25 protein-coding genes are annotated in these 21,099 nt (G+C 65.3%); 13 read left to right on the forward strand and 12 right to left on the reverse strand.

Annotated features, from left to right (window positions below; genetic code table 11):
- Positions 1–9 precede the first annotated feature (9 nt).
- The 7 genes from AC56LV_RS03550 to AC56LV_RS03580 all read left to right on the forward strand — a co-directional run bounded on the left by AC56LV_RS03550 (position 10) and on the right by AC56LV_RS03580 (position 6,263).
- Entirely contained in the window at positions 10–348 is a 339-nt protein-coding gene (locus AC56LV_RS03550; RefSeq protein WP_499556065.1) for an urease subunit beta, read from the forward strand.
- Positions 348–2,048, forward strand: coding sequence for an urease subunit alpha (gene ureC / locus AC56LV_RS03555; RefSeq protein ID WP_499556774.1), 1,701 nt, complete (start codon positions 348–350; stop codon positions 2,046–2,048). Before AC56LV_RS03550 ends, ureC begins: the two co-directional genes overlap by 1 nt.
- Positions 2,049–2,057: 9 nt before the next feature.
- A complete protein-coding gene (gene ureE, locus AC56LV_RS03560; protein ID WP_499556066.1) occupies positions 2,058–2,591 on the forward strand; it encodes an urease accessory protein UreE in 534 nt (177 codons plus the stop codon).
- Positions 2,588–3,253: an urease accessory protein UreF gene (locus tag AC56LV_RS03565; protein ID WP_499556067.1), complete on the forward strand. Its 666-nt coding sequence runs from the start codon at positions 2,588–2,590 to the stop codon at positions 3,251–3,253. Before ureE ends, AC56LV_RS03565 begins: the two co-directional genes overlap by 4 nt.
- Before the next feature lie 23 nt (positions 3,254–3,276).
- On the forward strand, positions 3,277–3,900 hold the full coding sequence (gene ureG, locus AC56LV_RS03570; RefSeq protein WP_499556068.1) for an urease accessory protein UreG: 624 nt from the start codon (positions 3,277–3,279) through the stop codon (positions 3,898–3,900).
- A gap of 16 nt (positions 3,901–3,916) precedes the next feature.
- The gene (locus AC56LV_RS03575; protein ID WP_499556069.1) at positions 3,917–4,495 is read left to right on the forward strand and encodes a HupE/UreJ family protein; all 579 of its coding nucleotides are present in this window, start codon (positions 3,917–3,919) and stop codon (positions 4,493–4,495) included.
- Positions 4,496–4,568: 73 nt separating this feature from the next.
- Entirely contained in the window at positions 4,569–6,263 is a 1,695-nt protein-coding gene (locus AC56LV_RS03580) for a SulP family inorganic anion transporter (RefSeq protein ID WP_499556070.1), read from the forward strand.
- A gap of 38 nt (positions 6,264–6,301) precedes the next feature.
- Here the strand turns inward: AC56LV_RS03580 and AC56LV_RS03585 are convergent, their stop codons facing one another.
- Positions 6,302–7,213, reverse strand: a complete 912-nt coding sequence (locus AC56LV_RS03585; protein ID WP_499556071.1) for a LysR family transcriptional regulator — start codon at positions 7,211–7,213, stop codon at positions 6,302–6,304.
- A gap of 94 nt (positions 7,214–7,307) precedes the next feature.
- On the opposite strand from AC56LV_RS03585, the gene AC56LV_RS03590 reads away from it, so the two are divergent.
- Positions 7,308–7,754, forward strand: coding sequence for an ester cyclase (locus AC56LV_RS03590; protein WP_499556072.1), 447 nt, complete (start codon positions 7,308–7,310; stop codon positions 7,752–7,754).
- 66 nt (positions 7,755–7,820) lie between these two features.
- On the opposite strand, the gene AC56LV_RS03595 is transcribed toward AC56LV_RS03590, so the two are convergent.
- Positions 7,821–8,453 carry a 1-acyl-sn-glycerol-3-phosphate acyltransferase gene (locus AC56LV_RS03595; protein ID WP_499556073.1) on the reverse strand — a complete coding sequence of 211 codons (633 nt, stop codon included), beginning with the start codon at positions 8,451–8,453 and terminating at the stop codon, positions 7,821–7,823.
- Positions 8,454–8,644: 191 nt separating this feature from the next.
- Between AC56LV_RS03595 and arsC the strand changes: the two genes are divergently transcribed.
- Entirely contained in the window at positions 8,645–8,992 is a 348-nt protein-coding gene (gene arsC / locus AC56LV_RS03600) for an arsenate reductase (glutaredoxin) (RefSeq protein ID WP_499556074.1), read from the forward strand.
- On the opposite strand, the gene AC56LV_RS03605 is transcribed toward arsC, so the two are convergent.
- The 5 genes from AC56LV_RS03605 to AC56LV_RS03625 form a co-directional block, all read right to left on the reverse strand.
- Positions 8,976–9,428 carry an acyl-CoA thioesterase gene (locus tag AC56LV_RS03605; protein ID WP_499556075.1) on the reverse strand — a complete coding sequence of 151 codons (453 nt, stop codon included), beginning with the start codon at positions 9,426–9,428 and terminating at the stop codon, positions 8,976–8,978. The genes arsC and AC56LV_RS03605 overlap by 17 nt on opposite strands.
- Positions 9,429–9,526: 98 nt before the next feature.
- Positions 9,527–10,294: a hypothetical protein gene (locus AC56LV_RS03610; protein WP_499556076.1), complete on the reverse strand. Its 768-nt coding sequence runs from the start codon at positions 10,292–10,294 to the stop codon at positions 9,527–9,529.
- Between the two features lie 7 nt (positions 10,295–10,301).
- Complete coding sequence (gene pepN / locus AC56LV_RS03615; protein WP_499556077.1) at positions 10,302–12,956, reverse strand: aminopeptidase N; 2,655 nt, start codon at positions 12,954–12,956, stop codon at positions 10,302–10,304.
- 242 nt (positions 12,957–13,198) lie between these two features.
- A complete protein-coding gene (locus AC56LV_RS03620; RefSeq protein ID WP_499556078.1) occupies positions 13,199–14,263 on the reverse strand; it encodes an alkene reductase in 1,065 nt (354 codons plus the stop codon).
- A 9-nt stretch (positions 14,264–14,272) separates the two neighbouring features.
- Entirely contained in the window at positions 14,273–14,569 is a 297-nt protein-coding gene (locus tag AC56LV_RS03625; protein ID WP_343027329.1) for an ArsR/SmtB family transcription factor, read from the reverse strand.
- Here AC56LV_RS03625 and AC56LV_RS03630 point away from each other — a divergent pair.
- Positions 14,562–14,858: a DMT family transporter gene (locus AC56LV_RS03630; RefSeq protein WP_499556079.1), complete on the forward strand. Its 297-nt coding sequence runs from the start codon at positions 14,562–14,564 to the stop codon at positions 14,856–14,858. The two genes, AC56LV_RS03625 and AC56LV_RS03630, sit on opposite strands and share 8 nt — an antisense overlap.
- A gap of 3 nt (positions 14,859–14,861) precedes the next feature.
- On the opposite strand, the gene AC56LV_RS03635 is transcribed toward AC56LV_RS03630, so the two are convergent.
- On the reverse strand, positions 14,862–15,836 hold the full coding sequence (locus AC56LV_RS03635) for a succinylglutamate desuccinylase/aspartoacylase family protein (RefSeq protein ID WP_499556080.1): 975 nt from the start codon (positions 15,834–15,836) through the stop codon (positions 14,862–14,864).
- Between the two features lie 430 nt (positions 15,837–16,266).
- On the opposite strand from AC56LV_RS03635, the gene AC56LV_RS03640 reads away from it, so the two are divergent.
- Both AC56LV_RS03640 and AC56LV_RS03645 read left to right on the forward strand, forming a co-directional pair.
- Positions 16,267–16,767, forward strand: coding sequence for a hypothetical protein (locus tag AC56LV_RS03640; protein ID WP_499556081.1), 501 nt, complete (start codon positions 16,267–16,269; stop codon positions 16,765–16,767).
- Positions 16,746–17,018: a hypothetical protein gene (locus AC56LV_RS03645; RefSeq protein WP_499556082.1), complete on the forward strand. Its 273-nt coding sequence runs from the start codon at positions 16,746–16,748 to the stop codon at positions 17,016–17,018. Before AC56LV_RS03640 ends, AC56LV_RS03645 begins: the two co-directional genes overlap by 22 nt.
- Positions 17,019–17,038: 20 nt before the next feature.
- Here AC56LV_RS03645 and AC56LV_RS03650 read toward each other — a convergent pair whose 3' ends face one another.
- From AC56LV_RS03650 to AC56LV_RS03660, 3 genes are all read right to left on the reverse strand, one after another.
- Complete coding sequence (locus AC56LV_RS03650; RefSeq protein WP_499556083.1) at positions 17,039–17,509, reverse strand: hypothetical protein; 471 nt, start codon at positions 17,507–17,509, stop codon at positions 17,039–17,041.
- Positions 17,510–17,590: 81 nt separating this feature from the next.
- Positions 17,591–18,385, reverse strand: coding sequence for a pirin family protein (locus AC56LV_RS03655; protein ID WP_499556775.1), 795 nt, complete (start codon positions 18,383–18,385; stop codon positions 17,591–17,593).
- A 139-nt stretch (positions 18,386–18,524) separates the two neighbouring features.
- Complete coding sequence (locus AC56LV_RS03660) at positions 18,525–19,121, reverse strand: FMN-dependent NADH-azoreductase (protein ID WP_499556084.1); 597 nt, start codon at positions 19,119–19,121, stop codon at positions 18,525–18,527.
- A gap of 108 nt (positions 19,122–19,229) precedes the next feature.
- On the opposite strand from AC56LV_RS03660, the gene AC56LV_RS03665 reads away from it, so the two are divergent.
- Entirely contained in the window at positions 19,230–20,201 is a 972-nt protein-coding gene (locus AC56LV_RS03665; protein ID WP_499556085.1) for a LysR family transcriptional regulator, read from the forward strand.
- 6 nt (positions 20,202–20,207) lie between these two features.
- Here the strand turns inward: AC56LV_RS03665 and asd are convergent, their stop codons facing one another.
- Positions 20,208–21,059: an archaetidylserine decarboxylase gene (gene asd, locus AC56LV_RS03670; protein ID WP_499556086.1), complete on the reverse strand. Its 852-nt coding sequence runs from the start codon at positions 21,057–21,059 to the stop codon at positions 20,208–20,210.
- Between the last annotated feature and the right edge of the window lie 40 nt (positions 21,060–21,099).

Raw genomic sequence — 21,099 nt, forward strand, 5'->3', positions numbered from 1 at the left:
GAGCCCAGCGTGATCCCAGGCGAATACTTTCTTGACGACGGCGAGATCGAACTCAACGTCGGTCGGCGCACGCTGACCGTGGTCGTGGCCAATGCAGGCGACCGGCCGGTGCAGGTCGGCTCGCACTACCACTTTTACGAAGTCAATCCCGCGCTGCAGTTCGAGCGGGACGTGGCGCTCGGCATGCGGCTGAACATCGCGGCCGGCACCGCGGTGCGCTTCGAGCCGGGCCAGCGCCGCACGGTGGAACTGGTCGACCTGGCGGGTGAGCGGATCGTACATGGTTTCCAGGGCCGCGTGTCGGGGCCGTTGCCTGCGGCCGTGCCGTTCACCCCAGGGGACGCATGATGGTCACGCTCAGCCGCCAGGCCTACGCCGACATGTATGGCCCGACCACGGGCGACCGCATTCGCCTCGCGGACACCGATCTCGTGATCGAGATCGAACGCGACTTCTCAACCTATGGCGAAGAGGTCAAGTTCGGCGGCGGCAAAGTCATCCGCGACGGCATGGGCCAGTCGCAGCGCCTGCGCGAGGGCGTGATGGACACCGTCATCACCAACGCCGTCATCGTCGACCACTGGGGCATCGTCAAGGCGGATATCGGCATCAAGGATGGCCTGATTGCCGCCATCGGTAAGGCCGGCAACCCGGATATCCAGCCGGATGTCACGATGGCCATCGGCGGGGCGACCGAGATCATTGCCGGCGAAGGCATGATCGTCACGGCCGGCGGCGTGGATACGCACATCCATTTCATCTGCCCGCAGCAGATCGACCAGGCGCTGTATTCCGGGATCACGACGATGCTGGGCGGGGGCACCGGGCCCGCCGTCGGCACGGCCGCCACGACCTGCACGCCGGGCGCCTGGCACATTCATTCGATGCTGCAGGCAGCCGACGCATTCCCGATGAACCTGGGCTTTTTCGGCAAGGGCAACGTCAGCCAGCCCGGCCCGCTCGAAGAGCAGGTCCTTGCCGGCGCCGTGGGCCTGAAGCTGCACGAGGACTGGGGCAGCACGCCCGCGGCGATCGACAACTGCCTGTCGGTGGCCGAACGGCTGGACGTGCAGGTGGCGCTGCACTCCGACACGCTCAACGAGGCAGGGTTTCTGGAGTCGACCGTGGCGGCGTTCAAGGGCCGCACGATCCACACCTTCCATACCGAGGGCGCCGGCGGTGGCCATGCGCCGGACATCATCGCGGCCGTGGGCTACGACAACGTGCTGCCGTCGTCGACCAATCCCACGCGCCCGTTCACCGTCAACACGCTCGATGAGCACCTGGACATGCTGATGGTCTGCCACCACCTCGACCCGGCCATTGCCGAGGACGTGGCGTTCGCCGAGTCGCGCATCCGGCGCGAGACGATCGCCGCCGAGGACATCCTGCACGACCTGGGCGCGATCTCGATGATGTCGTCGGACTCGCAGGCGATGGGCCGTGTGGGCGAGACGATCATGCGCACCTGGCAGACGGCGCACAAGATGAAGGTGCAGCGCGGCGCGTTGGAGGGCGACTCGTCACGCAACGACAATGCCCGCGTCAAGCGCTACATCGCCAAGTACACGATCAATCCGGCCATCGCGCACGGCATCGCGCACGTCGTCGGCTCGCTTGAGGTGGGCAAGATCGCCGACGTCGTGCTGTGGCGGCCGGCCTTCTTTGGCGTCAAGCCGTCGATGGTGGTCAAGGGCGGCATGATCGCGGCCAGCCTGATGGGCGACCCGAATGCGTCGATCCCGACGCCGCAGCCGGTGCATTACCGGCCCATGTTCGGCGCCTTTGGCGGCGGCCTGCGCAAGTCGTTCACGTTTGTTTCGCACAGCGCGTTCGAGGCCGGCATCGCAGGCACGCTGGGCTTGAGCAAGACGACGATCGCCGTGCGTGGCACGCGCGGCCTGCGCAAGCGCGACATGATCCACAACGGCGCCACGCCGCAGATGGAAGTCGATCCCGAAACCTATGAAGTGCGCGCCGACGGGCGCCTGCTGGTCTGCGAAGCGGCGGGCGTGCTGCCGCTGGCACAGCGTTACTTCCTGTTCTAGAGGCCATCCATGATTTCACTGCATACCCGCATCGCTGTCGCCGACGTCGTGCACGACACGCTGGTGCTGCCGTTCGAACAACGGGAACGCTGCCGCCAGCGCGCGCGCCTGGCCTCGGGGGAAGAGGTCGCGCTGTTTCTCGTGCGCGGCACGGTGCTGCGCGATGGCGACCTGCTGCTGGGCGAAGGCGGGCGTGTCGTGCGCGTTGAGGCCGCGCTTGAGCCGACGCATGTCGTGCGCTGCGCCGACGCGACGCTGCTGGCGCGCTGCGCCTTTCACCTGGGGAATCGTCATACGCAGACCCAGGTGGGGCCGGGCTGGCTGCGCATCCGTGTCGATCCGGTGCTGCGCGAGATGGTCGCAGGGCTGGGCGCCGACGTCAGTGAAGAACTGGCCAAATTCGAGCCGGAGGCGGGCGCGTATGGCGGCGGTCACGGTCATCATCACGAGCAGGGGCCGGGCGGCTTGCTGGCGCCGGTGCCGCTGCGCCAGAAGATCCACCGGCCGTCGGACGTTGCGCCAGTAGCACCGGATCCGGCATGAACGCCGCCAGCCTGCTGCACCTGCTGCAATTTGCCAGCCCGGCCTTGCCGATCGGGGGCTACAGCTATTCGCAGGGCCTCGAAGCAGCGCTCGAAGAAGGCCTGGTCACGAACGCCGACAGCGCCCGCGCGTGGATCGTGCGCTACCTCGATGACGTCGTGGCGCGCTGGGATGCCCCCGTGCTGTGGCGTCTTTTGAAAGCGTTCGCCGCGCACGACGCCGAAGCGATCGCGCACTGGGGCGGCTGCTTCCTGGCGTCGCGCGACACGGCCGAACTGCGCGCTGAATCGGTCCAGATGGGATATTCGCTGGGTCGCCTGATCGCGGAGCTGGGCGTGGCCGACACGCGCGCGCTGGGCGAGGACGTCACGCTGCCGCTGGCCTTTGCCTGCGCGGTCGACGGACTCGATATCCCGCACGAAGAAGCGCTGCTGGCGATGGTGTTCGCGTGGGTCGAGAACCAGGTGCTGGTGTGTGTCAAGTCGGTGCCGCTGGGGCAGGTCGCCGGCCAGCGCCTGCTGCTGTCGCTGCGGCCCGACATCGAGCGCGCCGTTGAATTGGCGCGGCGCTTGCCGGACGACGAAATGTCGAACTGGGCGCCCGGCCTGTCGATGCTGTCGATGCGGCACGAAGTCCAGCATGGCCGCCTGTACCGGTCGTGATCATTGTTGATGAAGGAAAAACCATGACAACATCCAATCCGCTGCGGGTCGGGATCGGCGGGCCGGTGGGCTCGGGCAAGACCGCGCTGTGCGAGCTGCTGTGCCGCCACATGCGCGACGACTACGACATGGCCGTGATCACCAACGACATCTACACGCGCGAAGACATGGACATCCTGCTGCGCGCCGGTGCGCTCGCGCCCGAGCGCCTGATGGGTGTGGAGACGGGCGGCTGCCCGCACACGGCGATCCGCGAAGACGCGTCGATCAACCTGGAAGCCATCGCGCGCCTGCAGGCCGACTTTCCGGACCTGGAACTCGTGCTGGTCGAATCGGGCGGCGACAACCTGGCCGCGACCTTCAGCCCGGAGCTGTCCGACCTGACGCTGTACGTGATCGATGTCGCCGGCGGCGAGAAGATCCCGCGCAAGGGCGGGCCAGGCATCACGCGCTCGGACCTCCTGATCATCAACAAGACCGATCTGGCGCCGCATGTCGGGGCGGACCTGTCGGTGATGGCGAGCGATGCACGGCGCCAGCGTAGCGAGCGGCCCTTCGTGTTTACCAATCTGCGCACGGGCGAGGGCGTGCAGGAGGTGGTCGCGTTCATCCGCGAGCAGGGCTTGCTCGACGCAGTCCACCAATAACACCAGGGAGACAACCATGACGACAAGCTTGCGCGCGCTGCGCCACACCATCCGCCACCACCTGACCCGCGCGGGCGTGGCCGCGACCGCCCTGACACTGGCGCTGCCGGCGGCCGCGCATCCCGGGCACGCGCCCGACAGCGGCTTCGTGGCCGGTCTGCTGCACCCTGTGACGGGCGTCGACCATTTGCTGGCGCTGCTCGCGGTCGGTCTCTGGAGCCGCCAGCAGCACCGCTACCTGCTCGGGCCGACGTTCCTCGTGATGATGGCGCTGGGCGCGGCCAGCAGTGGCGGCGTCGCGTTGCCGGCACTCGAACTGTCGATCGCGGCGACCGTGCTGCTGCTGGGTGGGTTGGCGGCATATGCGCCGCGCCTGCAGCAGCCGCAGATGGCCGTACTCACCGTCGGCGCCTGCGCGTTCGTGCACGGACTCGCGCACGGCAATGAACTGGCCGGCATGGCCAGCGGCGCCGGCTTCATCCTGGCCAGCGCCGGGCTGATGCTGCTGGGCGCGATCCCGGGCGAGCGCCTGCGCCGGCCGCTGGCTGCGGCCATCGGCGCGGCGGGCATCTGGCTCGTGGCGCTGGCCGGCTGATGCCCGGCCGGTACGGGTAATTATGCTACGCTAGCGCTCTTTTTACCGCCGGCCGTCCCGGCCAGGACTTTCCATGCTTGAGTGGTTACGCCCATACCGGCGCACCGCGCTGCCGGGCGATATCAGCGCCGGCATCGTGGTGGCGATGATGATGATCCCGCAGGGCATGGCCTACGCACTGGTGGCGGGCCTGCCGCCGGCGGTCGGCATCTACGCCAGTATCATCCCGCCGTTGCTGTATGCGCTGTTTGGCACCAGCACCACGCAATCGGTCGGGCCGATGGCGATCATTTCCCTGATGACGGCGTCCACGCTGGCGCCCCTGGCCACGCCCGGCACGGCGCTGTACGGCGTGCTGGCCGCGCAACTGGCCCTGTTGTCGGGGCTGGTCCTGCTGCTGTGCGGGCTGCTGCGCATCGGCTTTCTTGCCAACTTCTTTTCACGGCCCGTGATGAGCGGGTTCACCATTGGCTCGGCGATCGTGATCGCGTGGGGCCAGCTGCGCACGCTGGTGGGTAGCCCCATCGAGATCGGCATGACGCCGCACCCGACGAGCATCCTGCTGGGCGTCGGCTCGCTCGTGCTGCTCCTGGCCGCGCGCAGCCACCTGGCGCCGCTGCTGCGCTGGCTGCGCATCCCGGCGGCGGCCGCCGACGTGGGGGCCAAGCTGGCGCCGATTGCCGTCGTGCTGGGCGCGATGGCGCTCGTGCAGCAGCTGGGTCTCGCGCAGATGGGCGTGGCCACCACGGGCGCCGTGCCGGCCGGTTTGCCGGGCCTGAACCTGGCGACGTCGTCGCAGCATTGGCAAGCCTTGCTGCAACCGGCGCTCTTGATCGGCTTCATGGTGTTCCTGATCAGCATGTCGGGCGCGCAGGCGCTGGCGCTCAAGCGCGGCGGCGAGAAACTGGTCAGCAACCGCGAACTGATCGGCCTGGGCGCTGCCAACGTCGGTAGCGCGCTGACGGGCGGCTTTCCCGTGACCGGCAGCCTGTCGCGGTCGGCCGTCAACTTTGCGGCCGGCGCCAACACGCAGCTGGCCAGCCTGATCACGGCGGGCCTGCTGGCGCTGGCGCTCGTGCTGCCCACCGGCTGGCTCGCGCTGCTGCCGCTGCCGACGCTGGCTGCGACGATCATCGTGGCCGTGCTCGGGATGCTCGACCTGTCGACGCTGCGCACCGCCTGGCACTACGACCGCGCCGATGCGCTGGCGCTGCTGGCCACGGCCGGCGGGGTGCTGATCCTCGGTGTCGAAGCCGGCGTGCTGGTGGGCGTGGCGCTGTCGATGGTCGTGCTGATCTGGCGCGCGAGCCGGCCGCACATCGCCGTGCTGGGGCGCATCCATGGCACCGAACACTTTCGCAATGTCGAGCGCTATTCGGCCGAAACGACGCCGGGTCTGCTGATGCTGCGGGTGGATGCCGGCCTGTTCTTCGGCAATGTGGATGCGGTCAACGAGCGCATCGATGAAGAACTCGTCGCCCATGCGGGCACGCGCCACCTGGTGCTGGTGCTGTCTGCCGTGAATGCGATCGACACATCGGCGCTGTTCGGCCTTGAAGAGTTGAACAGTTCGCTGAACCGGCGCGGTGTGCTGATGCACCTGGCCGAAGTGAAGGGGCCGGTCATGGACCGGCTCAAGGAAAGCGATCTGCTGGGTAAGCTCAACGGGCAGATATTCCTGAGCGCCGCCATTGCGTGGGACCAGCTGGCAGGATCGCGTGCTGCCGGCACGCCGGCAGCGGCCACGCAGCCGGCGGGTAAGCCGTAGCCGTTCGCATGCGCTGCTGCCTTCCACGCAACGGATGATTACAAGGCGGCTGATTGCTGCGCGATGAATTCCCTGAACCATTGTTGTGCGGGGTTGCTGTCGCTACGACGATGCCATATCAGGTGAAACGTGATTTCCGGCAGGCCCAAGGGGGGCGCGAACATGACAAGCCGATGGCCGGCCTGCGAATCATCCGCTACACGCTTGAGGATGGTGGCAGCCATATTGGTGCGCGCAATCACTGCGGGCACGGCAAACAGTTGTGGCAAGGTCAAGGCAAGCTTGCGTTGCTTGCCCTGTTGCGCGAGGGTTTGATCGACGAGACCGTGCAACTGCCCTTCGGGTGATACGAGAACGTGCTGCAGGTCGAGATAGGTGTGCAAGTCCATTGGGCCACTGGCCGCCGGATGGTCGGTCGACACGATTGTGACGAACGCATCGCGCATGAGCGGTCGGGTCATGATGCGGGCATCCATCACGGTCGGCGCCACGCCAATGGCGACATCGATCGATCCGGCATCGAGCAGATCGATGGCAGTATTCCGGTCGTTATACGCGAGCACATTCAACGATATGCCGGGCGTGGCTCGTTCGAGCGCTTCCACAAGCGCTGGTAGCAGCACCAGCGTGGGATAGTCCTGCAGGCCCAGTCGGAACGTCACCGACGCCGTCCCGGGTTCAAACGCGGGCTGCGTCAGCATCGCCAATTCGATCTGACGCAGGGCCGCGGCCACGGGCGCGGCCAGATCGCGTGCGCGTGCGGTGGGAACCAGGCCGGCACTGCTACGTTGGAACAGGGGATCGCCCAACAAGGTACGCAGCCGGGACAAGGCGGCGCTCATTGCCGGCTGGCTGACGCCCACCTGGGTTGCAGCACGCGTGACATTGCGTTCGTTCATCAACGCGTTGAACGCGACCAGCAAATTCAAATCCAGGCCATGAAAATCCATGGAGCAAATAATACGGTATATCGCTTATTTGTTGGACTGATTGCGCCGCGCAGACCACACTAACGTCTCATTCAACTTCGAGCCGATCCTTCCGATGACGATATCAACGACCGCCTTGTCGCACCAGCTACGCACCGAACTCATGGTCGTGGAAACGCTGTACCGCGCGTTCAGCGAACAGAACCCGGATCTTGTCGATGCCGTGCTCGCCGCGGCGTGGGAGGACATTCCGCTGGCCCCGGGCCAGGGCCTGGGACCAGCCGGCATCAAGCCGATCATCCGGATGCTGGCAGCCGCATTCCCGGACGTGCACATCACCATCCACGACACGATTCAGGAGCCCGGGAAGGTCGCGGTGCGCGCCGAGATCAGCGGGACGCATCTGGGGGAGCTGCTCGGCATCGCGCCAACCGGCAAGAAAGTGAGCTTCCGGTTGCACGAGTTTCACACGCTTGAAGGCGGCCTGATCACCACCACCTGGCATATGGAGGACTGGTTTGGTCTCTTCGTGCAGCTTGGCCAGTTCCCGCCACAAGGTTGAGCGTCGTTACGACCACGAAAATTTTACGAACACATCGTCTATCGGTGGCGTGGGGGCCGCCAGCGTTCAGGCCCGTTTGCGCTGCGCAGGTTGCTCGTCGCGTGGCGGGGCCAGCACGATTGGCGCCGCATTCTCCGGATACAGCGCCTGGCTGTTGACATACACAGCGCGGATGGCGTCCATGTCGCGCTCGACGTCGCCGGTCGGCGTCATCGTGTCGACGAGGCTCAGCTCTTTCTTGCCATAGTCAAAACGCACCAGCACCATCGGCACATTGGCCGTGACGGCCAGGTGGTAGAAGCCGCTTTTCCAGTTGGGACGATAGGCGCGCGTGCCTTCGGGCGTGATGCCGATCCAGAACGATGGCGCGGCGAGCATGGTGTCGGCCAGCTGGCGCGTCGCGCCCATCGGCGCGCGGCGGTCGACCGGGACGCCGCCCCAGTGGCGCATCAGGCGGCCCATCGGTCCCCGGAACAGCGTGTCCTTGGCCAGCCACTTGAACTGCGTGCCCATGGCCCACGTGGCCAGCAGGCCGATCGGGAAATCCCAGTTCGACGTGTGCGGATAGATGACGCAGACGCCGTGCGGCCCTGGCAACGGTTTGAAGAATACCTTCCAGCCGAAACACTGCAGTACGCGCAGCGCTGCGCGCTGGCGCAGGGTGGGCAGGGCTGCAGGGCGCAGCAAGTAGTCGGTCATCGGGTCTCCGGAGGGTGGCGTCAGTCATCTGCAACGGCTGCAGTTCTTACGCTCGATAAAATCAAGCGTGCGATTCTAGCCCGGCCCGGAAGGGGTCACAAGCAAAATAGTGGTGACAGGTATGCGCTGTGGTTATCATGTCGTTGTCCGATTCACCACACTATGAATAGAAAAACACCATTGCTATGACCATGGCCATCACGATTTACCACAATGCCCGCTGCGGCACGTCGCGCAACACGCTGGCCGCCATCCGCGAAGCCGGTCATGAACCGCAGATCATCGACTACCTGGCCAATCCGCCAACACGAGACACGCTGACCCGCTTGATTGCCGATGCGGGCATCACGGTGCGGGAGGCCGTGCGCAGCAAGGAAGCGGTCTTCACTGAATTGGGACTGGACCAGCCGGGCACCAGCGACGCTGCGCTGCTGGACGCGATGGTCGCGCGTCCGATCCTGATCGAGCGGCCATTTGTCGTGACACCCAATGGCGTGCGGCTATGCCGGCCGTTCACGCGCGTCAGCGAGATCCTGTAGGCGGGCCGTCCACGATCACCGGCATGTACGTGCCCAGGAATTCGGCGGGCATGCGGCGCGGTCGGCCGCTCGAGAGTTCGATGCAGACCAGGTCCCAGCGGCCGCGCAGCACCGTGGCGCCATCGCTGTCGCGCACCAGCTGGAAGCGCCGCTCCATCGACAGCTTGCCGTCGCCGCCCACCAGCCAGGTGGCCAGGCGCAGCGCTTCGCCAACGAACGTGGGCAGCAGGTAATCGTATTCGCCGCGCCGGATCGCCATTGCCCGGTCCAGGCGCCGGTAGTCATCGAGTGACAGGCCGAGGCTGTCGGAGTGCGCCCAGCCGGCCTGCTCGCACCAGCGCACGTACACCGCGTTATTTGTATGGTTCAGGCCATCGATGTCGCCGGCCTGTGGCGTCACCGCCAGGATGAACGGTTGCGGATAATCCCAGTTCAATGTGTTGTCTCCGTGAGCGGCACGGGGCCGCAAGTCCGGCCATTTTACGGCAGGGTCGCGCGACGGTGAATGGCGACTATGCGACGCGTGCCGGCAGTTCAGTCGGGCTTGAACTCCACCCGGGTCGGGCATCGGACCGTGCCAGCAAAGCCACCACCACCGGCCGTGTCGAACAGCGCCGCGCCGCCAGCCTGGGCGCCGAACGGGCTCGGCCTGATGCCGCCGCCGGTGCGGCACCAGGTACGCCCGCCCAGGCGGAAACGGTACACGACAACGCCGTCCGGCGCCGTATAACTTTCCGATATCAGCGTGCGCGAGGTGTCCACGCGGGCATTGCCGACGGCCTCTGCGAAGCGCTGCCATTTGCTGTCGCCCGGGTCGAGCGGCGCCAGCTTCCCCTTGCGCAGCTCGTGATCGACCGCGCCTGCCGCGCGTTTGCCGCGGCTCGCCAGGCTGTCGTCGCCTGTGGCGGTGGTGTCTTGTGCTGAGCCGGGCGGGGCGGGGAAGGGATCTGCAGCAGGTTCGCTCGTGGCAGCAGGCGGCGCAGTGTCTGCAGGCGCTGGTGTGATTGGCGGTAGCGCTACTGGCGGCGCCGACGGGGCAGCGCGCGCAGGAACTGCCTGCGCTGCGCGCGGTCGTGGTGACGCTGCCGCAGCGGGTGCAGCGGGTGCAGCGGAAGAACGGGAAGTCGCAGGCGCCAGCACCGCCACCACGATGAATTCACGGGGCGCCGGCAGATCTGCCGGCAGCACCCGCACGCCCGTCGCCTGCAACCACCACCAGCCCAGCAGCAGGTGCAGGCCAAGGGTGAGTGCAAGTGGCCAGCCGGGCGTGCGGCGCGGCGTCATGACCCCGGCAGCCAGCATGTGGCGATCAGCCTTTTGGTGCGCTCAGCTTTGCCTTGATCGCCACGCAGCGCTGATCGTCCTGCAGCGTGTCGAGCAGCGTGCGGCGCGTGAACGCCGACAGGTCCGTCATCGTGGCCGCTGCGCGGCTCAGGCGCGCCACGCTTTGCGGCGTGCAGGTCGCCGGGATCATCGTGCCCGCATACGCGCGCATGAAGACCGGGCCGCCCGTCTTGTCCACCTGCGGCAGGCGCGCCAGGCGTGCATCGGCATCGCGCTCATTGAGCGCGCCCTGTTCGGCCGGGAAGATGCTGCCCATCGCGGTGCGGATACGCGAGAACGGCAGCGCCGTTTTCTGGTCTTCGATCTGCTTGACCCAGTCCGCCTTGACGGCGGCGTCAGGGCGGACGACCGTGGCTGCCACGGCCGCGATCTGGCCGGCGTCCGACTTGTCACGCACGGACTCCTGCGCGATCAGGTCGAACGCGCCCGGGTAGTTGTAGCGGTTCAGGCGCGCAATGATCGACCAGCGCTGTGGCTGGCCCACCGGCACGCCGGCCGCATCGACCTTGCCATCGAGGATGCCGGCCAGGCGCGTCAGCGCGTCAGGGCTGCTGGCAACGCTGACGTACTGATTGAACCAGCGGCGCTGGAAGTCGGCATTGCCCTTGTTGGCCAGCACGCCGTCCCATGCCATCTTTTCCAGTGCCAGCGTGGTCTGGCGCGTGTAGGCGTTATCCAGATTCATCGCATCGAGGTAGGCCTTCGACTCGCTGACCTTGCCCAGCACATCGCCCAGCAGCGTGTAATCCTTCTCGAGCGGCGCATTGTTCAGCGCCACGGCGATGAAGTCGTTCAGTGGCATCTCGGCGTCGCGCACGCCATCCCACAGGCTCTGCCACAGCATCGCGCGCAGCAGCGGATCATCGACCTTGGCCAGGCTGGTGCGCGCGGTGGCGAACGAGCGCTTGTCCAGCTTGACCTTGGCGTAGCCCCAGTCCTGGTAGTTCGGGTAAACCAGATCCGGGCACGCCGTGCCGTTCATGTCCGGCACCGCGGTCTTGGCGCCGGTGTAGGTGACGGGAACGTTCTTCACGAGCGTCAGCTTGCCGCCGTCGATCTTGAAAGCGCCGATCTGCACGCGCTGTTCGCGCAGCGTCGGCAGGTCTTTCGATGGCGCGGTTTGCGCCAGCGTGAAGTTGCGGATCTTGCCGCCGCTGCAGCTGTAGTTTGCGGCGATGGTGTTCACGCCGGCGTTGTACAGCCATTGTTTGGTCCAGCCGGACAGGTCGCGGCCCGCCGCTTCACCGAGGCTGCCGATGAAATCGTCGAGCGTCGCGTTCTTCCATGAGTACTTGACCAGGTAGTTGTGCACGCCCTTGCGGAACACGTCTTCGCCCAGCAGGTGGCGCAACTGCTTGAGCGTCGAGCCGCCTTTCGAATAGGTGATCGCATCGATGTTGTCAAAGGCATTGCTCGACGACGGCACCGGCACTTCGATCGGGTGCGTGCTGGCCGTCTGGTCCTGGATGTAGGCGCGCTGCTTGCCGCTCTGGTAGAACTTCTGCCACGAATCCTTGAATTCGGTCGATTCGACCGTCGCCAGCACGCCCATGAAGGACGCGAAGCTTTCGTTCAGCCACAGGCCGTTCCACCATTTCATGGTCACCAGGTTGCCGAACCACTGGTGCGCCATCTCGTGCATGATCACTTCGGTCAGCGACTGCTTCTGCTCGGCCGTCATATTGGCCACGCCATAGCGCGCTTCGGCGAACGTGATCGCGCCGGCGTTTTCCATCGCGCCGTACAGGAAGTCCGGCACGATCAGCTGGTCGTATTTTTCGAACGGATACGGGACGCCGAAGTATTCTTCGAAGAAGCCGAGGCCGGCCTTGGTCTGACGGAACCAGTCTGCCGGGACCACCAGCTTGGCCAGCGACTGGCGTGCGAACAGGCGCATCGGGTACTTGCCGCTATTGTCTTCCCAGACCTGGTACGGGCCGGCGTGCAGCGAGAAGTTGTACGGGCTGAGTCGCTTGGTGGTCTTGAAGGTCCAGTGGCGGTTCGCGCCACGCTCGTCGATCCTGGTTTCGCGCGTGGTCGTGACCACGTGCCAGTCGCGCGGCGCGGTGACCGACACCGTGTAGCTGGCCTTCAGGTCGGGCTGGTCGAACACCGCGAACATCTGCTGGGCGGCGACCGGCTCGAAGTGCGAATAGGTGTAGACGCGCCCATCGGCCGGATCGACCATGCGGTGCAGGCCTTCGCCATTGGTGCTGTGAAGGCGCTCGTAATCGATGACGACCGTATTGCGCCCCTTGGCCAGGCTGGCTGCGTCGAGCGTGACGAACCACTTGTTGTAGCGCGTGGCGACCGGCTTGCCGTTGACGCTGACCGACTTGACGGTGGCGTCCTTGAGGTCAAGCGTGACGGGCGCGTCGGCATCCTTCAGGTCGAACGTGACGGTCGTGGTGCCGGCAAAGGTTTCCTTGCCGGTCAGCGTGAAGTCCAGTACATAGTCCACGTTCGATACGCGTGCAGAGCGGGCAAAGGCGTCGACCTGCGACAGGAACGGCGTCTCGGCGCGGGCGCCCTGGGCTGCCGGCGCAGCGTGGACGGCGCCGCCCAGGGCGATGGCGGAAGCGATGGCGAGCGCCATGGCGCGGTGTGCTGGAACGTTCACTGAAAATCCTCTCTCGGTAGGCGCATCGAGACGTGCGCACAGTAACAATCTAACAATCGCGCAAGAATATCACTAACGTTCGCGGCTGGACACCCGTCACAGCTAACCTTTTTTGGCCATGCATATGGCATGCATATGCTTCAATCTGGCGTCAATACAAAAAAACAGGACCCGCAGGTCCTGTTCGAAGAAGCGCCGCCCCTCGCCGGCAAGAGCGGGCGAGGGCGCGGAGAAAGGGATGCTTACACCGTGGCCGGCAGCGCCGGATAATCGGTGTAGCCGGTCGCGCCCGGATGGTAGAACGTGTCCGGGTTCGGCTTGTTGAGCGGTGCGTTCAGTTGCAGGCGTTCCACCAGGTCCGGGTTGGCGATGTAGAGCTGGCCCCACGAGACGGCATCGGCCGTGCCGCTGGTGATCAGTTCCTCGGCCTTTTCCTTGCTCAGCTGCTGGTTCGCGATCCACACGCCGCCGAATTCCTTCTTGATCATCGGGCCCAGTTCGTCCGGGCTTTGGCCTTCGCGGGTGAAGATGAACGCGATCTTGCGGCGGCCCAGTTCACGCGCCACGTAGCCGAAGGTTTCGGCCGGCGTCGAGTCGCCCATGTCGTGCGAGTCGCGTGCCGGCGCCAGGTGCATGCCGACACGGTCGGCGCCCCAGACGTCGATGCAGGCATCGGTCACTTCCAGCAGCAGGCGTGCGCGGTTCTCGATCGAGCCGCCGTACACGTCGGTGCGCTGGTTGGTCGAATCCTGCAGGAACTGGTCGAGCAGGTAGCCATTGGCGCCGTGGATTTCGACGCCGTCGAAGCCGGCCAGCTTGGCATTCTCGGCGCCCTTGCGGTAGGCCGACACGATGCCCGGAATTTCTTCGATGTCCAGCGCGCGCGGGGTGACATATTCACGCTTCGGGCGGAGCAAGCTCACGTGGCCGTCGGGCTTGATCGCCGATGGGGCCACCGGCAGTTGGCCGTCCAGGAACGACGGGTCGGAGATGCGGCCGACGTGCCACAGTTGCAAAAAGATGCGGCCGCCGGCAGCGTGCACGGCGTCGGTCACGAGCTTCCAGCCTTCGACCTGCTCATCGGACCAGATGCCCGGCGTGTCAGCGTAGCCCACGCCCATCGGGGTGACCGAGGTGGCTTCGGACAGGATCAGGCCTGCGGAAGCGCGCTGCACATAGTATTCGGCCATCAGCGCATTGGGGACACGGCCACCGCCATCGGCGCGCGAGCGGGTCAGCGGCGCCATGACAATGCGGTTAGGCCACTCGAGGGCGCCGACCTTGATCGGATCAAACATGGTAGTCATCTTGTTTTCCTAGATTGCGTCGTTCAATTGGGCGAGGAAGGCCGCGATGGCTTCCTCGTTGCGATGATAAAAAACCCACTGGCCGACGCGGCGCGTGCCTACCAGCCCCGCGCGCTGCAGCGTGGCCAGGTGCGCTGACACGGTCGATTGCGACAGACCGGTGCGCCCGTCGATCAGCTTGCAGCACACGCCCATCTCGAGCGGGTGTTCCTGCTCGCTGAAATGCTGCTGCGGATCCTTCAGCCAGTGCAGGATCTGGCGCCGCACCGGGTTGGCCAGGGCCTTGTGGATCGCGTCGATGTCCATCGGTTGGTTCCTTATATCGGGATCTTTCGATCCGAATATCGTCATCTTACGATATTCAAAAAAAGTCTGCTGGCGGCGGTCCGATTTTCGCTTTGGGGTCGGTGGAGGCCTGGCGCTGCGCCAGCTGCCGCTGGGCACCGCCTATGCCATCTGGACCGGCATCGGCACCGTCGGCACGGCGATCTTCGGGATGCTGATGCTGGGCGAACCGGCCGGCGCGCTGCGCCTGCTGGCGATCGCGCTGATCATCAGCGGCATCGTGATGCTCAAGCTGCTGTGGCCGGCGTGACGATTAGTTCTGTTCGCGCCCGAACAGCGGATTCGGTCGGGTGAGGTAATACCACTCGGTGTTGGCGGCAGCGCTCGCGGCCGGGAACAGGATGCGGCCACCGAATTCGGCGGTCACGGGCGTACCGTCGGCGCGGGTGCCGATCAGTTCACCTTCGGCCACCGGATCGAAGCTCTTCCAGGGACGCGAGAACGCGTCATCCGCGTGCAGCTTGTCGTGCACGACCACCATCGACAGCGCTTCCATGGCGTCAAAATCAACGGGCACGGGGTCGGGCGCGGCAATCAAGCCCAGATGCGCCAGCGTATTCATGATGGCGCGGTAAGCGACATCGGGCGCGGCCGGATCGTCGTGCTGGCCGGCTTCGAGCGTCAGCGCGTAGCCGCCCGTGCTGCGCATGTATTCGGTCGTGCCAACGCCGTAGCGCAACACCGTTTCCAGTTCGTCGGCACTGCGGCTGCGGCGCTGCACGCCGTCGCCATAGGTCGCCAGCCAGCCATCGACAAACCGGCGCACGCCCAGGCGGCGCGCCCACGCGCGTTCTTTTTCGGCGTGGCGGAACGGCTGCAGCGGGCCGTCATTGTCGAGCGGGCCGACCATCACGAACGGCTCGCCCGTGGCGGCGAACGAGTGGATATCGAGCAGCACGTCGTGCTGGCGGAGCAGGGGGCACAGCCAGTTCGCGATCTGGTCTTCAAAATCCTGCGGGTTCGCTTTCGGGAACAGGTCGCGGTTCAGGTTACGGTCGCCATTGCGCGTGACTTGCTGGTACGCCAGCGGATTGACGATCGGGACGAACGTCAGGCTGCCGGCCGCGATGTGCAGCGCGCCGCTGTCGATCTCGTCCATCACGCGCCGGATGGCTTTGGTGCCGCACACCTCGTTGCCGTGGGTCGCGCCCATGATGATGACGCGCGGGCCCGGCTGCAGGCCGGTGTAGTTGATGGATTTGAACTGGAACTGGCGGGGCGAAGTCATGGGCGATATGGGCAGTTGAAATAGTGGCGATATTCTATCGGTAAACTCAGCGCATCACGCAACTTCCTGGAAGCCCGAATGCGCTTGTCGATCGCTCGACACGTGGGGCAAAATCGGCGTTTCCTGGTACTGCCGGATGCACGCAGGCGCGGTGGTCGAGATGGCCAGTGGACGGTGCATTCGTCGATAACTTGTGGCATAGTGGGTGCATGAAAGCGGTCAAAAGCAAACTGGCGTCGCAGCTCTTGGCTGATCCTCAAGCAAGTGATTAGCTGCTCGATTTCGTGCTCGGCAAAACTGCGCGCGCGGGTGTCCAGAAATCCGCCGTGACCGGTCAGTTCGTCATTCGTGGCGAGGACGGTCGCGCCATGCAGGTCAGTGCAAGAGTCGTGCCGAAAGCGTCAAAAGCAGCCTGACGTGATCGTTACCAATGAACCTGGCGCTGCCTGCGTTAATCGCATTTCTGGTGCCGCTACCAGGATTCGTATTTCGTAGTGGGCTTAAACGGACAGAGAGCGAGTCACTTGATTTTTCTCCATTCGGCCGCGTGGCGGCAGAAGGTGTGCTGTTTTCGCTGATCCTGCATGCAGTCTGGCTAAGCATCTCTTCGCTGGTTGGCTTTCGGCTTGATCCACTGACCTTGATGAACTTGCTCTCTGCGCATGCTGCAACGCAGGCACGAGGCAACGTACAAGTCGCAAGTCAGTTCGGTGCGATTTCAGCTTACTTCATCTCATTGCTGGTCGCATCGCATGTCGTACCAGCGCTGATACGTCGTGCGATTTCCACGTTCAAACTTGACCGTATCGATACGGTTGCTGGTTCGTATTCCGATTTCATGACGCGCCCTGGTACTACCTGCTTACTGGCGCCGACTTTGAAAAGCAGGATGAGCCTGACCTCATCTACGTGTCCGCAATCGTCGAGGTAGGAAAGGAAGCGGTACTGTACGTCGGGGTGCTCAATAATTTTTACTTCGACAAAGAAGGCCAGCTCGACCGGCTTATTCTTCAGAGAGTCAAGCGCCGCCCGATGTCGGCCGACAAGGGCGCGGACGGGCAAGACATCGAGCGCTTTTATCCAGTCGACGGCGATAGTTTTGTGCTTCGCTACGATGAAGCCATCACGTTGAACATCCAATACGTGAAATTGACTGCCAACGAAGTTGGGACAGTGGCCTGACCATCGATCGATTGGTTGGACTAGCCCCGCGCCTCGATCACGCCAAACCCCGCTGGCGCATCGCCCAGATACGCCAGCACGGCATGCGCCTGAATATTGGCATCAAACTGCGCGTTTGCCGCGATCGTCGCGCGCAGGCCAGGCACGATGTCGGGCGTGTGCGGCTGACGGTACGCCTTGATCAGCAGCGCCACCAGATCTGCTGGCGCATCGGCCCGGCGCAGGCGTGCTTCGATGATGGCCAGGAGCGCGCGCTGCATGCGGGGCGTGGGATTACGGATCTCGCCGAACACATAGGGCGTGTTGGTGATGGCCGCGCAGATGATGGTTTCCATCCGCTCGGCCTTCAGGTCGGACGGGATGTCGAAGTAAGCCTTGTTCCAGCGGGTGTACGTGGCGGCGTGACCGGGCGGGAAACGGTCGGCGTTTTCCAGCCCCAGCGCGTAGCTGGCGCGGGCGAGCAGGTCGCCCAGGGTGTCTAGCAGTGCCATGGCAGGCTGTGTTGCGCTTGTGTCATGCCGAGAGTGTAGCGCATGCCTGCCAGGTACGTAGAATGGCCGCTGACGAAGCGCTTACGCGAAACGCCCGGCGCGAAAATCCTCGACCGCCTGATGCAGCTCGGCCTGCGTATTCATCACGAACGGTCCGTACTGCGCGATCGGCTCGCTCAAAGGGCGCCCGGCCAGTATCAGCAGGCGCGTGGGTGCGATCGCCTTGATCCGCACGCCGTCGGCGCCGGCGGCATTGTCGAGGATCGCCATGCGCGTCTGCGGCACGCCTTTCCCGTCGATGACGGCTTCACCGCGAAACACATAAACGAACGCATTGTGCCCGGCCGGAATCGGCTGCTCGAACGTCACGCCGGCCGGGATCTCGAGGTCGAGATACAGCGGCTCGGTATGCGCCCGCTGCACCGCGCCGTCGATGCCATGCGTGCGGCCTGCGATCACCTGCACGGTCACGCCGTTAGACGTTGTCAGGCGCGGTACTTCCTCGAGCGGGATGTCGCGGTACCACGGCGCCGTCATCTTGTCGCTTGCGGGCAGGTTGAGCCACAGCTGGAACCCTTCCATCAGGCCGGCGTTCTGCTCCGGCATTTCGGAATGGATTACGCCGCGCCCGGCCGTCATCCACTGCACGCCGCCATCGGTGACCAGGCCCTCGTTGCCGGCGCTGTCGCGGTGGCGCATGCGCCCGGCCAGCATGTACGTGATGGTCTCGAAGCCCCGGTGCGGGTGCTCCGGAAAGCCGGCGATGTAGTCGCCCGGCTTGTCGCTGCCGAAGGCGTCGAGCATCAGGAACGGGTCCAGGCGGCGCTGCAGGGGACCAGTCAGGATACGGTTGATGCGTACGCCCGCGCCATCCATCACGAACTGCCCGTTGATGATGCGCTCGACGCCGCGGCTTTTGACGATAGGCGCCGTGGTGACCGGCTGCGGGACGGTAGTGGTCAATCTGTTCTCCTGTTGGTTGCGCCGCCTGACGGCGGCCGGGGTGTTGCCAGTATTACGCCAGTGCCGCTTCGATGGCGGCGTTGGCCGCTGCCTGGCCCGCAGCCACGGCATCGGGGCCCATCGCCATGCCCGACGAGTAGATATAGGTCTGGTCCGAGAGGCCCAGGAAGCCCAGCAGCGCGCGCATCTGCGGCACTTGCGGATCCTGCGCCTCTTCATACACACCGCCACGCGCTGCGGCCACATAGACCTTCTTGTTCTTGAGCAGGCCTTCCGGACCGGTCTCGGTATAGCGGAACGTCACGCCAGCGCGGGCAATGGCGTCGAACCAGCTTTTCAGCTGCACCGGCATCGAGAAGTTGTACATCGGGGCACCCAGCACGATCACGTCGGCCGCCTGTGCTTCGAGGATCAGCGCATCGTCCTGCTCCACACGCGCCAGTTGCGCGGCGGTGCGCTGCTCGCCCGGCGTGAACAGCGCGCCCAGGGCTGCACCGTCGAGCAGCGGGACCGGGGCCGCGCCCAGGTCGCGGCGCACGATGGTCGCGCCCGGGTTGGCGGCGACCAGCTTGTCGACGATCTGTTGCGTGACGCGGGTCGATTCGGAGGCGTCGCCGCGGATGCTCGAGGTGATGTGCAGGATGTTCATGGTGGTGGTCCCTTCGTGGTTGGAGTAGCGATGGGTCTACTTTAGTCTTTCCAAAAACAATGCGAAAGCCCGTAAAATGGATAACATTATTCTGCTGATGGGACAATCATGGACGTCGAACCGAATGACCTGCTGCTGTTTGCCCGCATCGTCGAGGCGGGGAGCTTTACGCGCGCGGCCGATCGCGTCAATTTGCCGAAGTCGACCGTGTCGCGCCGCCTGGCGCTGCTCGAAACGACCCTCGGCGAGCGGCTGCTGCAGCGCACGACGCGCAAGCTGGTGGTAACGGAATTCGGCGCGAGCCTGTATGAACACGCGCGGCGCCTGGCCGACGAAGTAGAGGCGGCCGGCGCGCTGGCCCAGCACCGCCAGGGTGAGCCGAGCGGCAAGCTGCGCATCTCGGCGCCGGGCGACTTCGCCAACAGCACCCTGAACCACGTGATCGCGCGCTTTCTCGAGCGCTATCCGGCGGTGACGCTCGAGATGGATCTGACGCCGCGCCGGGTCGACCTGGTGGCCGAGAATTTCGACATTGCCATCCGCATGGGCGACTTGCCGGACGACGCCACGCTCAGCGCGCGTCCGTTCATCCTCGAGCAGCCCGGCCTGTTCGCATCACCGGCTTACCTGGCGCGCCACGGCATTCCTGAACATCCCGACGACCTGGCGACGCACGATGTGCTGTGCATCCTGAGCCGCAGCGGCGGCCCGATGCCGTGGACGCTGATTCGCGGGAAGGTGCGCTGGCAGCGCGCGCTGCCAAGCCGGCTGACGGCCAATTCCCCCGACCTGCTGGCGCGCATCGCTGCGCGCGGCGCCGGGATTGCGCTCAGCTCGACGCTGTTTGCCGAACCGTACATGCAGACGGGTGAACTGGTGCGGGTGCTGCCGGAGTGGGAGATGCCGACCGCGAATGGCTGGGCCGTGTTCCCGAGCCGCAAGCTGATGCCGGCCAAGACGCGCGCATTTCTGGCGATGATGGAAGAGACCTGTACCGCCCATGGTCATGGGCCGGAGCAGATCGCTGCGGCCTTCAGGGCGAAGGCCGCGCTGGAGAACGGTGCGTCGGACGTTGCCTGAGTCCGGTTAGCGCAGCGGCCGGTTGCCCATCACGTCGCCCAGGCGTACCTTGCCCTCGGGCGCCCAGGCCGGATTGAAGCGGATCGCGTCTTTCTGGAACAGCATCACGACGGTGGAGCCGAGCAGGAAGCGGCCCATCTCGTCGCCTTTTTTCAACGTGACCTGGCCCGGCTCGTACTGCCAGTCGCAGATGCGCGCCATGCGCGGCGGATTGACGACGCCATGCCAGACGGTGGCCATGCTGCCGACGATCGTTGCACCGACGAGCGTCATCACGAATGGCCCGAATTCGTCGCTGTCGAACACGCACACGACGCGCTCGTTGCGCGCGAACAGCCCCGGCACGCCGCGCGCCGTCGTCGGGTTCACCGAGAACAGCTTGCCCGGCACATAGATCATGCGCGTGAGGCGCCCGTCGCACGGCATGTGGATGCGGTGGTAATCCTTCGGGCTCAGGTAGACGTTGGCGAAGTGGCCATGCTGGAAGTGCGCCGCCAGCGTCTGGTCGCCGCCGACCAGTTCGGCCGTGGTGAACTTGTGGCCCTTGGCCTGGAAGATCTGGTGGTCATCGATGTCCCCGAACTGGCTGATCGCACCATCGACCGGGCACACGTAATCGGCCTGGGCCAGCGGGCGCACGCCATCGCGCAGGGCGCGGGTGAAGAACTCGTTGAAGCTCGGGTAGCTGGCGATGTCCGGATTGGCCGCTTCGCTCATGTCGACGCCATATTTGCCCACGAACCAACGGATCAGGCCAGTCGTCATCGACCCGCCACGGTGGCCGGCAACGCGGCCGGCGAAGTTGGTCATTGCCTGCTTCGGCATCACATATTGGGGCAGGACTTTGAGTCTGGACACGGTCGATCGCCTTTCGCGGAAAAGTGCGCATTATAGCTGG

The organism is Telluria sp. RB2R28 (assembly GCF_059685835.1).

Bases quoted from the DNA above. Each gene is read 5' to 3' on its own strand.
- ureC (WP_499556774.1), top strand. From the start codon at position 348: ATGGTCACGCTCAGCCGCCAGGCCTACGCCGACATGTATGGCCCGACC.
- ureE (WP_499556066.1), top strand. From the start codon at position 2,058: ATGATTTCACTGCATACCCGCATCGCTGTCGCCGACGTCGTGCACGAC.
- AC56LV_RS03565 (WP_499556067.1), top strand. From the start codon at position 2,588: ATGAACGCCGCCAGCCTGCTGCACCTGCTGCAATTTGCCAGCCCGGCC.
- ureG (WP_499556068.1), top strand. From the start codon at position 3,277: ATGACAACATCCAATCCGCTGCGGGTCGGGATCGGCGGGCCGGTGGGC.
- AC56LV_RS03575 (WP_499556069.1), top strand. From the start codon at position 3,917: ATGACGACAAGCTTGCGCGCGCTGCGCCACACCATCCGCCACCACCTG.
- AC56LV_RS03580 (WP_499556070.1), top strand. From the start codon at position 4,569: ATGCTTGAGTGGTTACGCCCATACCGGCGCACCGCGCTGCCGGGCGAT.
- AC56LV_RS03585 (WP_499556071.1), bottom strand. From the start codon at position 7,213: ATGGATTTTCATGGCCTGGATTTGAATTTGCTGGTCGCGTTCAACGCG.
- AC56LV_RS03590 (WP_499556072.1), top strand. From the start codon at position 7,308: ATGACGATATCAACGACCGCCTTGTCGCACCAGCTACGCACCGAACTC.
- AC56LV_RS03595 (WP_499556073.1), bottom strand. From the start codon at position 8,453: ATGACCGACTACTTGCTGCGCCCTGCAGCCCTGCCCACCCTGCGCCAG.
- arsC (WP_499556074.1), top strand. From the start codon at position 8,645: ATGGCCATCACGATTTACCACAATGCCCGCTGCGGCACGTCGCGCAAC.
- AC56LV_RS03610 (WP_499556076.1), bottom strand. From the start codon at position 10,294: ATGCTGGCTGCCGGGGTCATGACGCCGCGCCGCACGCCCGGCTGGCCA.
- AC56LV_RS03620 (WP_499556078.1), bottom strand. From the start codon at position 14,263: ATGACTACCATGTTTGATCCGATCAAGGTCGGCGCCCTCGAGTGGCCT.
- AC56LV_RS03630 (WP_499556079.1), top strand. From the start codon at position 14,562: ATGTCCATCGGTTGGTTCCTTATATCGGGATCTTTCGATCCGAATATC.
- AC56LV_RS03625 (WP_343027329.1), bottom strand. From the start codon at position 14,569: ATGGACATCGACGCGATCCACAAGGCCCTGGCCAACCCGGTGCGGCGC.
- AC56LV_RS03635 (WP_499556080.1), bottom strand. From the start codon at position 15,836: ATGACTTCGCCCCGCCAGTTCCAGTTCAAATCCATCAACTACACCGGC.
- AC56LV_RS03640 (WP_499556081.1), top strand. From the start codon at position 16,267: ATGAACCTGGCGCTGCCTGCGTTAATCGCATTTCTGGTGCCGCTACCA.
- AC56LV_RS03650 (WP_499556083.1), bottom strand. From the start codon at position 17,509: ATGGCACTGCTAGACACCCTGGGCGACCTGCTCGCCCGCGCCAGCTAC.
- AC56LV_RS03655 (WP_499556775.1), bottom strand. From the start codon at position 18,385: ATGGATGGCGCGGGCGTACGCATCAACCGTATCCTGACTGGTCCCCTG.
- AC56LV_RS03660 (WP_499556084.1), bottom strand. From the start codon at position 19,121: ATGAACATCCTGCACATCACCTCGAGCATCCGCGGCGACGCCTCCGAA.
- AC56LV_RS03665 (WP_499556085.1), top strand. From the start codon at position 19,230: ATGGACGTCGAACCGAATGACCTGCTGCTGTTTGCCCGCATCGTCGAG.